12 protein-coding genes are annotated in these 11,858 nt (G+C 73.2%); 8 read left to right on the top strand and 4 right to left on the bottom strand.

All coding sequences use genetic code 11. The annotated features are described in order from the left end of the window. Window positions 1–36 precede the first annotated feature (36 nt). Window positions 37–528 (top strand): transcriptional regulator NrdR, encoded by a 492-nt coding sequence (gene nrdR / locus OG218_RS04280; protein ID WP_328291962.1) that lies wholly within the window; start codon window positions 37–39, stop codon window positions 526–528. Window positions 529–569: 41 nt separating this feature from the next. Further along, a complete protein-coding gene (locus tag OG218_RS04275) occupies window positions 570–1,481 on the top strand; it encodes a proteasome assembly chaperone family protein (RefSeq protein WP_328291961.1) in 912 nt (303 codons plus the stop codon). On the opposite strand, the gene OG218_RS04270 is transcribed toward OG218_RS04275, so the two are convergent. Then, a complete protein-coding gene (locus OG218_RS04270; RefSeq protein ID WP_328291960.1) occupies window positions 1,478–1,933 on the bottom strand; it encodes a pilus assembly protein CpaE in 456 nt (151 codons plus the stop codon). The genes OG218_RS04275 and OG218_RS04270 overlap by 4 nt on opposite strands. Window positions 1,934–2,044: 111 nt before the next feature. Between OG218_RS04270 and OG218_RS04265 the strand changes: the two genes are divergently transcribed. Continuing rightward, the gene (locus tag OG218_RS04265) at window positions 2,045–2,380 is read left to right on the top strand and encodes a TraR/DksA family transcriptional regulator (protein WP_328291959.1); all 336 of its coding nucleotides are present in this window, start codon (window positions 2,045–2,047) and stop codon (window positions 2,378–2,380) included. Window positions 2,381–2,387: 7 nt separating this feature from the next. Here OG218_RS04265 and OG218_RS04260 read toward each other — a convergent pair whose 3' ends face one another. Further along, a complete protein-coding gene (locus tag OG218_RS04260; RefSeq protein WP_328291958.1) occupies window positions 2,388–3,212 on the bottom strand; it encodes a transglutaminase-like domain-containing protein in 825 nt (274 codons plus the stop codon). A 27-nt stretch (window positions 3,213–3,239) separates the two neighbouring features. Between OG218_RS04260 and OG218_RS04255 the strand changes: the two genes are divergently transcribed. From OG218_RS04255 to OG218_RS04245, 3 genes are all read left to right on the top strand, one after another. Further along, window positions 3,240–3,914 carry an NAD(P)H-binding protein gene (locus OG218_RS04255; protein WP_328291957.1) on the top strand — a complete coding sequence of 225 codons (675 nt, stop codon included), beginning with the start codon at window positions 3,240–3,242 and terminating at the stop codon, window positions 3,912–3,914. A 104-nt stretch (window positions 3,915–4,018) separates the two neighbouring features. After that, the gene (gene serA, locus OG218_RS04250; protein ID WP_328291956.1) at window positions 4,019–5,248 is read left to right on the top strand and encodes a phosphoglycerate dehydrogenase; all 1,230 of its coding nucleotides are present in this window, start codon (window positions 4,019–4,021) and stop codon (window positions 5,246–5,248) included. Beyond that, on the top strand, window positions 5,248–5,754 hold the full coding sequence (locus OG218_RS04245; RefSeq protein ID WP_328291955.1) for a metallophosphoesterase family protein: 507 nt from the start codon (window positions 5,248–5,250) through the stop codon (window positions 5,752–5,754). The genes serA and OG218_RS04245 overlap by 1 nt, the downstream gene beginning before the upstream one ends. Here OG218_RS04245 and OG218_RS04240 read toward each other — a convergent pair. Both OG218_RS04240 and OG218_RS04235 read right to left on the bottom strand, forming a co-directional pair. Continuing rightward, entirely contained in the window at window positions 5,745–5,954 is a 210-nt protein-coding gene (locus tag OG218_RS04240; protein ID WP_328291954.1) for a hypothetical protein, read from the bottom strand. The two genes, OG218_RS04245 and OG218_RS04240, sit on opposite strands and share 10 nt — an antisense overlap. Before the next feature lie 40 nt (window positions 5,955–5,994). After that, on the bottom strand, window positions 5,995–7,041 hold the full coding sequence (locus tag OG218_RS04235; protein ID WP_328291953.1) for an LLM class flavin-dependent oxidoreductase: 1,047 nt from the start codon (window positions 7,039–7,041) through the stop codon (window positions 5,995–5,997). A 58-nt stretch (window positions 7,042–7,099) separates the two neighbouring features. On the opposite strand from OG218_RS04235, the gene OG218_RS04230 reads away from it, so the two are divergent. Both OG218_RS04230 and OG218_RS04225 read left to right on the top strand, forming a co-directional pair. Further along, a complete protein-coding gene (locus OG218_RS04230) occupies window positions 7,100–10,777 on the top strand; it encodes an ABC transporter ATP-binding protein (RefSeq protein ID WP_328291952.1) in 3,678 nt (1,225 codons plus the stop codon). A 98-nt stretch (window positions 10,778–10,875) separates the two neighbouring features. Next, window positions 10,876–11,853, top strand: a complete 978-nt coding sequence (locus OG218_RS04225; RefSeq protein ID WP_328291951.1) for a YihY/virulence factor BrkB family protein — start codon at window positions 10,876–10,878, stop codon at window positions 11,851–11,853. Window positions 11,854–11,858 lie beyond the last annotated feature (5 nt).

The raw sequence follows: 11,858 nt of genomic DNA, 5'->3' as shown, positions 1-11,858 counted from the left end.
CAGAGCTGTCGTCCGGTCTCGGGGGAGGAAGTCGGGGTGCACTGCCCGTTCTGTCGGCACGAGGACTCTCGTGTCGTCGATTCCCGCACGACCGACGACGGCAGCTCGATCCGTCGTCGGCGGCAGTGTCCGAACTGCTCCAAGCGCTTCTCCACGGTCGAGACGGCGAGCCTCGCGGTCATCAAGCGTTCCGGTGCGCCGGAGCCGTTCAGTCGCGCCAAGATCGCCAGCGGAGTGCGCAAGGCCTGCCAGGGCCGGCCGGTGAGCGAGGACGACATCGCGCTGCTCGCTCACCGCGTCGAGGAAGCCGTCCGCGCCCAGGGTGCCGCCGAGATCGACGCCCACCAGGTGGGCCTCGCCACGTTGCCCTTCCTGCAGGAGCTCGACGAGGTCGCCTACCTGCGCTTCGCCTCCGTCTACCAGGCCTTCGATTCCCTCTCCGACTTCGAGTCGGCGATCGACCGCCTGCGGGCCCAGCGCGCCGCGTCACCGCTGCCCCCGGTCGAGACCGTGCCCGCCCGCGGCTGACCCGTGTCGAGTCCCACGTCGAGGACGGGGATGATGGGGGGATGCTCGATCCCGGTTCCCTGTACAGCTACGAGGGCGAACGCCCCGCCCTGGTGGAACCTCCGCTCGTCGTGGCGTTGAACGGATTCATCGACGCGGGCAACGCGGTCCGCCTGAGCGTCGAGCACCTCCTGGCGACCTGTCGCCACGAGCTCGTGGCCACCTTCGACGTCGACCAGCTCCACGACTACCGCGCCCGGCGACCCACCATGACCTTCGGCGGCCAGAACTGGCTCGACTACGAGCCGCCCCGCCTGCAGGTCCACCGGGTCCACGACGAGGAGGGTTCCTCGCTGCTGCTGCTGAGCGGCCCCGAGCCCGACGTGCAGTGGGAACGGTTCACCACCGCCGTCTGGCGGCTCGCGGACGAGCTGGGGGTCGGGCTGACGATCGTGCTGTCGGCGGCGCCCACGGCCGTGCCGCATACCCGTCCCGCGGGGGTGACGGCCAGCGCGAGCCGGCCCGAACTGCTCGACGGCTTCCGCACCTGGGACGTCGAGGCCCAGGTCCCCGGTCACGCCTCGGCGCTGCTGCACCTGCGGGGTTCCCAGCACGGGCGTGACGTGCTCTCCGTGCTGGCCCACGTGCCGCACTACCTCGCGGGCAACGACTACCCCGACGCCGCCGCGGTGCTGGTCCGGACGCTGTCCGGGGCGACGGGGGTCGCCGCCTCCGTGGAGTCCCTGCTCGAGGCCGCCTCGCAGACGCGGGTCGAGGTCGACCGTCAGGTCTCCGAGTCCGCCGACGCCGCGTCCGTCGTGCAGGCGCTGGAGCAGCAGTACGACACCTCCGGCGACGAGGGTCGCGGCACGGGGGCGGCGAGCGCCTTCCTGCCCACCGCGGACGAACTCGGTGAGGAGTTCGAGCGGTTCCTCGCCGGCCGCGAGGACGACCCCGGCGAGGACCCGGTCTAGGCGGTGGTGGCGGCGTCGGAGGTCCCGACGCTGCCGCCGCCGGTGCCCGAGACGTGGTGCAGCAGAGCGCGTCCGTAGGCCTCGGCGGCGTCCTCGGCCTCGAAGGCGTCGGCGCCCCGTTCGTCCAGCAGCAGCACGCGGTGGACGATCGTGTCGCCGACGTCGCGGCGTTCGAGGCGGGTGAAGCGCTCGCCCAGGAGCTCCCGGAGCTGGTGCTCGGCGGGCAACCAGCACGCCTCGGGCTGGTCCACGGAGTCCAGCGCCCACTCGGTGGTTCCGTTGAACCCGATGATCTTGCCCGACGGGTGGTCGTGGACCTCGATCGTCATGTCGCTGAGGGTGAAGACGTCGGAGTCCATGTCGCGGTGGGGGATGACGAAGCGGTCGCCGGAGGCGGGGTGCCACTGCAGGCCGGCGCTGCGCAGCTGCAGGGCCAGGTCGACGGAGATCATCCGCTCAGCATGGACCCGGCCCCGCGGTTCGTCACCTCGTGCTGCGCCAGGGGCCCGCACGGGGTATCAACGGACGTCACGAACACGCAGTCGACGCTTGGGAGCACCACCATGGACACCGACACCGCCCGCGAACGCCTCCTGGGCCTGCAGCGCGACCTGCAGTCGACCATCGACGACCTCATGGCCCGGTTGGAGTCCGGCAGCACCCCCGACGCCGCCGAGGGCGGCCAGGACACGGGTGACCTCGGGGCGCACGAGCAGCAGGCCGCCGAGAACGAGGGCCTCCTCGACGGCGCCCGTCGGCGCCTCGACAGCGTCGAGGACGCTCTGAAGCGGCTGGACGCCGGTACCTACGGGCTCTCGATCGTCTCGGGGGAACCCATCCCCGAGGAGCGGCTCGAGGTCTACCCCGACGCCGCCACCCTGGTGACCGAGAAGCTCTGACCTCGGCTCAGCGCAGCACGACCGGGTGCGCGTGGTCGTCGAGGGGCAGGTCACCCTCGACGACCGCGACCACCGAGAGCTCCTGCAGGTCGACCTGACCGGCCGTGGTGAGGAACGCCGTGTCCGCCGCGTCGCGGCCGGAGGCGATCCGCAGCAACGACTCCCGCGGCGCCAGCCGGGTCGCGTCGACGACCTGCCACCGCCCGTCCGGAGCGGCCTCCACGACGGCGTGGAAGTCCATCGGTGACAACCCCGGCGCGTAGACCGAGCACAGCCGGGCCGGGACGTCGAGGGCGCGCAGCACCGCCACGACGAGGTGGGTGAAGTCGCGGCACACCCCCTGACGGGCGAGGAGGGTCTCCAGGGCCCCGTCGGTGGGCAGGCTGGAGCCGCTGACGTAGGCCAGGTGGTCGAACACCCAGCGCGCGACCAGGTCCGGCAGCAGTTCCCGGCGGGGGCCGGCGTCGAGGCGGCCGAACTCCGCGGCCGCGAACGTGATCAGCCGGTCCGAGGGGCAGTAGCGGCTGGGCCGGGTGAACTCCCACCGTTCCAGGGCACCGAGGGTGGCGTCGGGACCCGTCGAGGTGCGGGCCTGGGCTGCGTACTCCAGCGTGCTCGCCCCGGCGGGGACGGTGAACTCGTGCAGGCGGGTGCCGTCGCCCGAGCGGAGTTCACGGACCTCCACCGGGCCGTCGGGACCGGTCACGGTGAGGGTCTCGGAGAGCAGGTCCACCCCGTGGCGGTCGGCGAGCGCGACGAGGGTGGAGGCCGCGGTGGGAGCATCGGCCCGCAGGCGCAGGTGGGCGCGGACGGAGGTGGTGGGGGAAGGCACCGGAGGATTCTGGCCTACGGTCTGGGCATGCGCATCGTCATCGCCGGAGGTCACGGACAGATCGCCCTGCTGCTCGCCCGGTCGGCCGTGTCCCGCGGTGACGAGGTGGTCGGCCTGGTTCGCAACCCCGACCACGTGCGCGACCTCGAGGCCCTCGGCGAGCAGGCCCTGGTCCGCGACCTGGAGACCCTCGACGCCGCCACGCTCGCGGGCGACCTCGCCGGTGCCGACGCCGTGGTCTTCCTCGCCGGAGCCGGTCCGGACAGCGGCGCGTCGCGCAAGGACACCGTCGACCGCGGGGCGGCGGTCCTGCTGGCCGACGCCGCCGAGCGCGCCGCGGTGCCGGCCTACCTGCTGGTCTCCTCGATGGGCGTGGAGCAGGTGCGTGACGGCGCCACCCCCGACGGGGTCGGGGAGGTGTTCCTCGCCTACCTCCGCGCCAAACTGGCGGCTGAGGAGGACCTGCTGCAGCGCAGCGGGTTGCGGGTCGGCGTGCTGCGCCCGGGGGCGCTCAGCGACGACGTCGCGACGGGTCGGGTGCGGCTCGCCCCGTCGGTGGCGCGCGGGGCGGTCCCCCGGGCCGACGTCGCCGCCGTCTGCCTGGCCCTGCTCGACCGCCTCGTCGACGGGGACGGGCCGACGCGGGTGCTCGAGCTGGTCGGGGGCGACGCCCCCGTGGCCGACGCCGTCGCGGCGGTCTGAGTTCGCGGGCGCTCGCGGGCGCTCCCGGGCGCACGGTGTTCGGCCCTCGGGTGCGGGTGCGGGAGACTGGCCCCCCACGCACCCGCTCGCAGTTGGAGGAACCCGTGTCCGCCCCCGACCTCGCACCCGTCCGTCGCGGACGTGCGCTGCTGCTGGAGAACATCCACGCCGACGCCCGGACGCTGCTGTCCGAGGCCGGTTGGGAGGTCGAGACCACGTCCGGTGCCCTCGACGAGGCCGAGCTGGCCCGCCGCGTCGAGGGGGTCTCGCTGCTGGGGATCCGCTCCCAGACGCAGGTGACCGCGAAGGTCCTGGAGGCGGCCACCGACCTGCGCACCGTCGGCGCCTTCTGCATCGGCACCAACCAGATCGACCTCTTCGCCGCCGCCGCGAACGGCATCGCCGTGTTCAACGCGCCCTACAGCAACACCCGCAGCGTCGTGGAGCTCGCGCTCGCCGAGATCATCGCCCTCACCCGCCGCCTCACGGTCAAGGACCGGGCGATGCACGACGGCGTGTGGGACAAGTCGGCCGCGGGTTCGCACGAGGTCCGCGGCCGTCGCCTCGGCATCGTCGGCTACGGCAACATCGGCTCCCAGCTGTCCGTGGTGGCCGAGGCGCTGGGCATGAGCGTCTTCTTCTACGACACCACCGACAAGCTCGCCCTGGGCAACGCGCGCCGCTGCGGGAGCCTGCACGAACTCCTCGAGATCGCCGACGTCGTCAGCCTGCACGTCGACGGCCGCCGGTCCAACACCGGGTTCTTCGGCGAGGCGGAGTTCTCCCGGATGCGTCCCGGCTCGATCTTCCTCAACCTCTCGCGCGGGTTCGTCGTCGACGACGAGGCGCTCGCGCGGCACGTCCGGTCCGGCCACGTCGCCGGGGCGGCCCTCGACGTCTTCCCCACCGAGCCCAAGGGCAGCGGCCAGTCGTTCGACTCCGTCCTGCGCGGGCTGCCCAACGTCATCCTGACCCCCCACGTGGCGGGGTCGACGGAGGAGGCGCAGGAGGACATCGGGCGGTTCGTCGCGGCCAAGATGCGCGACTACGCCCTGCACGGCACGACGGCGCTGTCGGTGAACCTGCCGACGCTGGACACCGAGACGGCCCCCGAGACGGTGCGCCTGGCCCACCTGCACCGCAACGTCCCGGGCGTGCTCGCGGCCATCAACAAGGTCCTCGCCGACGCCGGGGTCAACATCGAGGGTCAGCAGCTCGCGACCCGCGGCGACCTCGGCTACGTCGTCACCGACATCGCCGCGCACGCCTCCGAGGAGGTCGGTCGCCGGTTGCGCGAGCTGCCCGAGACCGTCCGGGTGCGCCAGCTCGGCTGATGGCCACCCGGATCGTCGTCGTCTCCGACACCCACCTGCCGGCGCGGGCGAAGGACCTGCCCGCGCCGGTGTGGGCGGCGGTGGAGTCCGCCGACCTCGTCGTGCACGCGGGGGACTGGTGCGACGAGGCCACGGTGCTGGCCCTGCGCGCCCGCTCCGCCGCCCTCGTGGGCGTGGCCGGCAACAACGACGGCGCGGACGTGCGCGCGCACCTGGACGAGTTCGCGGCCTTCGAGGTCGACGGCGTCCGGTTCGGGGTCGTGCACGAGACGGGTGCGAAGGAGGGCCGGGAACGTCGCTGCGACGCCCGCCACGGCGGCTCGCTGGACGTGCTGCTCTTCGGGCACAGCCACGTCCCGTGGGACTCCACGACCCCCGCGGGGACCCGGATGCTGAACCCCGGCTCACCCACCGACCGGCGGCGGATGCCCACCGGCACCTGGCTGGAGCTCACCGTCGAGCACGGCGGGCTCCGCGACCTCGTGCTCCGCGAGGTTCAGAGGTAGATGTCGAGCCGGCCCGCCGGGTGCAGGTCGTCGGAGGGGCCGAGGTCGATTTCGTCCTCGGTCGCGGGCAGGCGACGCACGACCATCGCGGGACGCCCGCGGCGCTGGTCACGCTCGCCGGCGGCGGAGGTCGCGGCGGGTTCGACGGGGGCCGTGGTGATGGCCAGCGCCGAGCCCCAGGTGCTCGTGAGGCTGATCATGTCCTCTCCGTCGGCCGTGACGCTGCGTGCTTGAGCTGCGTCAGACGGGTTCACCCGTTCGGCTCACGTCCTCACCGGACTGCGTGACGCGCGACCACTCCTGGGCCAGCAGCTCGTAGGAGAGCACCCGTTCGGCCTGGTCGTGCACCTGCGTCACGACCATCAGCTCGTCCGCCCCGCTGCGTTCCACGACGTCCAGCAACCGGGGGACGACCTCCTCCGGCGTGCCCGCCACCAGCTTCGACCCCAGCCGCCCCGCCGTGTTGCGCTCCGCGAGGGTCCAGCGGTGCGCCGCCGCCTCCTCCGGGCTCGGCAACGGCCCCGGCATCCCCAGGCGGAGCCGGGTCGTCGCCAGGGTCGTCGCCGCCGCCAGCGCCTGCGCGCGCTCGCTCGTCTCCGCGACCAGCACCGCGAGGGTCAGCACCGCGTGCGGACGCGGCCAGTACCGGGAGGGGACGAAGTGCTCCCGGTAGGAGCGCAGCACCTCGACGGGGGAGACCGAGCCGAAGTGCCCGGCGTAGGCGTAGCCCGTACCCGACCGGGCCGCGACCGCCGATCCGTGCTCGCTGGAACCCAGCAACCACACCGGCGGCAGCGGCACGTCGTCCGGCTGCGCCCGGATCCCGGCGAAGGGGTGACCCGCGGGGAAGCCGTCGACGTAGCCGTGCAGCTCGGCCAGCTGCTCCTCGAAGTCGTCCAGGGCCAGCGCCTGACGTGAACGCTGCAGGGCCAGCGCCGTGCGCGGGTCCGTCCCCACCGCCCGGCCGAGGCCGAGGTCGATGCGCCCCGGGTGCAGACCCTCCAGCGACCGGAAGGACTCCGCCACGGCCAGCGGGGAGTGGTTGGGCAACATGATCCCGCCCGCGCCCACCCGCAGAGTGCTCGTCGCGGCCGCGATCGCGCCGATGAGCACCACCGGGTCCGCGCTGCCGACGGCGCTCAGGTTGTGGTGCTCGGAGACCCAGTGGCGGACGTAGCCCGCCGCCTCGGCCGCCCGCGCCAGGTCCACGCTGCGGCGCAACGCCAGCGAGGCCGGCGTGCCCGAGGAGACGGGGGAGAGGTCGAGGACGGACAGCGCAACGCTCACCCTCACCGGAACTCCGCGAACCGGCACGCTGTTCCACCCGGGGTTAGTGTCGTCCTTCGTGCCCTCAGAACGATCCCGGCCCGCCGGCTGGTTCCGCCGGCTGCTCGGCCACTGCCTGGCCCACCGCCGCGACCTCTTCCTCGCCTTCGGCTCCTCGGTCGTCTCCTACGGCGTCGCCGCGATGGTCCCGCTGGTCGTGCGGCACATGATCGACGACGTCATCGGCACACCCGGGGCCGCCCTGTGGCCGTGGGCCGCTCTCCTCGTCCTCGCCGGGGTGATCGTCTACGCCCTCGGCTTCGTGCGCCGCTTCACCGCCGGGCGGTTGTCGCTGGACGTGCAGTTCGACCTGCGCAACGAGGTCCACGCCGCGGTGCAGCGGATGGACGGGCGCCAGCTCGACGGCCTCTCCACCGGCCAGGTCGTCAGCCGCTCGATCAGCGACGTCCAGCTCGTCCAGGGACTGCTCGCCTGGCTGCCCAACGTCACCGGCAACGCCGTGCTGTTCGTCGTCTCCCTCGTCGTGATGGCCACGCTGTCCCCACCGCTGACCCTGGTGGCGCTCGCGATCGGCCCGGCGTTGTGGTGGATCGCGTTCCGCAGCCGCCGGGACCTGTTCCCGGCGAACTTCGCCGCCCAGGCCCGGGCGGCCGAGGTCGCCGCCCACGTCGAGGCCGCCGTGACGGGGGTGCGGGTCGTCAAGGGTTTCGGGCAGGAGGCCGCAGAGCTGCGCCGCCTGGAGGGGATCGTCGGTGACCTGTTCACCGACCGGATGCGCGTCGTGCGCTACAACTCCCGCTACGGGCCTGCGCTGCAGGCGGTTCCGGCGCTGGGGCAGGTCGGGGTGCTGCTCTTCGGCGGGTGGCTGGCGCTGAACGGGCACCTCACGGTGGGGACGTTCCTGGCGTTCTCGACCTACCTCGGCCAGCTCGTCTCCCCGGTGCGCCAGCTCGCCGGTCTGCTCACCGTGGGCCAGCAGGCCCGCGCCGGGGTCGAACGCGTCCTGCAGGTCGTCGACACCCGTCCGCACGTCCTGGCGCCCCGCACCACCCCGGCCCGGGAACTGCCGGACGGGCCCTTGTCGGTGGAACTGTCCGGGGTGCGCTTCGGGTTCACCGACGACCGCACCGTCCTGCACGACGTCGACCTCCACGTCCCCGCCGGGGGCACCGTCGCCCTCGTCGGGACGGCCGGTTCCGGGAAGTCGACGATCACGAACCTGCTGCCGCGCTTCTACGACGTCGCCGCGGGCAGCGTCCGCATCGGCGGGGTCGACGTCCGCGACCTCGACCCGCGGGCGCTGCGGGCCGCGATCGGCCTGGTCTTCGAGGAGACGTTCCTCTTCTCCGACACCGTCCGCGCGAACGTCGCCTACTCCGTCCCCGACGCCGGCGACGCGGCGGTCCGGTCCGCGCTGAGCACCGCGGCCGCCGACGGTTTCGTCGACGCCCTCGACCACGGCTGGGACTCCCTCGTCGGGGAGCAGGGGCTCACCCTCTCCGGGGGGCAGCGCCAGCGCATCGGCCTGGCCCGCGCGCTGCTGGCCCGCCCCCGCGTGCTGGTCCTCGACGACGCCACCTCCGCGGTCGACCCGACCGTGGAGCAACGCATCCTCGGCGCGCTGGCCGACGCGCGCGAGGAGGGGCGCACGACGCTGCTCGTGGCCCACCGTCGCTCCACGCTGCGCCTGGCCGACCGGATCGTCGTGCTCGACGGCGGTCGCGTCGTCGACGAGGGCACCGAGGCGGAACTGCAGGGACGGTCCGCGGTCTTCCGCCGCCTCTTCGACACCGAGGAGGCCCCGGCGAGCGCTCCCGAACGTGTGCCGGCGGCACCCGTGAAGGGTTCTCCCGTCCCGACCCCGCGCACCGGTCGCTCCGCCGTAGCCGCCGCCGTCGACGCGGGTCTGCCCGTCTCGGCGGCACTGCTCGACCGGATCGCCGCGCTGCCGCCGGTGCGCGACGTGCCGGCCATCGACGTCGCCGCCGCGGAACGGCACGAACCCGCGTTCGGGCTGGGCCACCTGCTGCGCCCGTTCCGGTGGGCGCTGCTCGCGGGCATGCTGCTCGTGGCCGGCGACGCCGCGGCGCAACTGGTCCTGCCCCAGCTGGTCCGCGACGGCCTCGACCAGGGGGTCGCGGCCGACGACCTGCGCGCGCTGCTGTGGGTCTCCGCCATCGCGGCGTTCGTCGTCGCGGCGGACTGGCTGGTGACCGTCGGGCAGGGCCGAGTGACCGGGAGGACCGGGGAGCGGATCCTCTTCAGCCTGCGGCTCAAGACGTTCGCGCAGTTGCAACGCCTCGGGCTGGACTACTACGAGCGTGAGCAGGCCGGACGGATCATGACCCGGATGACCACCGACGTGGACGCGCTGTCGACGTTCCTGCAGAACGGCGTCGCCCAGGCCCTGGTGAGCCTGCTGTCGCTGGTCGGGGTGTTCGTCGCGATGCTCGTCCTCGACCCGGAACTCGCGGTCGTCGTCGTCTGCGTGCTCCCGGTGCTCGTCGTCGCGACGCTGGTGTTCCGGGCGAAGTCCCGTCCGGCCTACACCGAGGCCCGCGAACGGATCAGCGCGGTGAACGTCCAGTTCCAGGAGTCGGTCGCGGGGGTCCGCGTCACCCAGGCCTTCGTGCGCACCGAGGAGGACACCGCGGCGTTCCACCGCAAGGGGTGGGCCTACCGCGACGCTCGGGTCCGGGCCCAGCGCTACATCGCCACGTACTTCCCGTTCGTGCAGTTCCTCAACGAGGTGACGGCGGCGCTGGTGCTCGTCGTCGGTGCCTCCCTGGTGCGCCAGGGGAGCGTCTCGCTCGGCGTCCTCGTCGCGTTCCTGCTCTACGTCGACCTGTTCTTCGCCCCGGTCCAGCAGTTGTCGCAGGTGTTCGACGGGTACCAGCAGGCCGCCGTCGGGTTGCGTCGACTGCGCGACCTGCTCCGCACGCCGACCACGGTCGTCCCCGCCGCGCAGCCGGTCCCGGTGACCCGGCTGCGCGGGGACCTGCGGTTCGAGGGCGTGCAGTTCCACTACCAGAACACCGAGCACCCGGCGCTGGCCGACCTCGACCTGCACGTCCGCGCGGGGGAGACGGTGGCCCTGGTCGGGGAGACCGGCGCGGGGAAGTCGACCGTGGTGAAGCTCGCCGCCCGCTTCTACGACCCGACCGGCGGACGGGTCCTGGTCGACGGGACCGACCTGCGCTCGCTGGACCTCGAAGGGTTCCGGCAGCGGCTCGGCGTCGTCCCGCAGGAGGCGTACCTCTTCGACGGCACGGTCGCCGAGGCGATCGCCTACGCCCGGCCCGAGGCGAGCCCCGAGCAGGTGCGGGCGGCCGCGGCCGCGGTCGGCGCCGACCGGGTGATCGAGGCGTTGCCGGGCGGGTACGGGTTCGTCGTCGGCGAACGCGGCCGCAACCTCTCCACCGGTCAGCGTCAGCTCGTCGCACTCGCCCGGGCCGAACTCGTCGACCCCGACGTCCTGCTGCTCGACGAGGCCACCGCTGCGCTCGACCCCGCGGCCGAGGCGGCCATCGCGGCCGCCAGCGACGCCGCGGCGAGCCGGCGCACCACGATCGTCGTCGCCCACCGGTTGACCACCGCCGCCCGCGCCGACCGCATCGTCGTGCTCGACCTCGGCCGGGTCGTCGAAGAGGGCAGCCACGAGGAACTGCTGGAGCGAGGCGGCTACTACGCGGGCCTCTGGGCCTCCTTCGTCGCCGGGAGGGCCTCGGCGGCCTGACCGGGGCGTTCCATACCCAGTTCGCCGCCCGGCAAACCCGTTGCGCTCGTGTTCCTCTCGACGGGCGCAGCGGAGGTGCGACGGGCACCCTGGTGACCATGAGCAAGACGACCCAGCGTGACGACTTGTCGGTCGACCGGCACGGCGAGAACGCCGACTCCCCGCAGCAGATCCCCGCGAAGGGGTGGCTCGCCGTGACCAAGCGGGCGTGGGGCGAGGCCAAGGACGACCAGGTGCCGCTGCTGGCGGCCGGGGTCGCCTTCAAGGCCTTCCTCGCGATCTTCCCGGCACTCACCGCCGCGTTCCTGATCTGGGGGATCTTCGGCGACACCCAGAACATCACCGACCAGATCAACGGGATCTCGGCGATCCCGGAGGCGGCCCGACAACTGGTCACCGAGCAGGTGAAGACCGTCGCCACCGGCAAGTCCGCGGCCGGCATCACCGCGATCGTCGCCGTCCTCCTGGCCCTGTGGAGCGCCTCCAGCGGCGTCGAGAACCTCATGGCGGCGACCAACACCGCCTACGACGAGAAGGAGACGCGGGGGTTCCTCAAGCGCAAGGGCACGGCCCTGGTGCTCACGATCGGGGCCATCGTCTTCATGCTGCTGGCGATCGCCTTCATCGGCGTCGCCCCCGTCCTGGTCGACGCCCTCGGGGCGAGCGGCGCCGTCAGCATCGTCGTCAACGTGCTGCGCTGGGTACTGCTGCTCGCCCTGATCCTCATCGCGCTCGGCGTCGTCTACCGCGTCGCCCCCGATCGCGACTCGCCGCGGGTGAAGTGGGTGTCGGTCGGCGCCGGGGTCGCCACGGTCCTGTGGCTCATCGTCTCGGCGGGTTTCTCGATCTACGTCTCCACCGCCGGCCAGTCGTCCTACGCCAAGAACTACGGGTCGATGGCCGGGGTCGTCGTCCTGCTCATGTGGCTGTGGCTCACGAGCTACGCGATCCTGCTCGGGGCCGAGGTCAACGCCGAGGCGGAGAAGCAGACCGACAAGGACACCACCGTCGGTCCCGAGCAGCCCATGGGCTCGCGGGACGCGGTGGCCGCTGACCGCAAACCGAACGACCGGTGAGAGGG

It is taken from the genome of Kineococcus sp. NBC_00420, assembly GCF_036021035.1.
GTDB lineage: Bacteria > Actinomycetota > Actinomycetes > Actinomycetales > Kineococcaceae > Kineococcus.
Note: the sequence above shows the minus strand (reverse complement) of the source record. Positions and strands in the feature narration are given on the sequence as shown.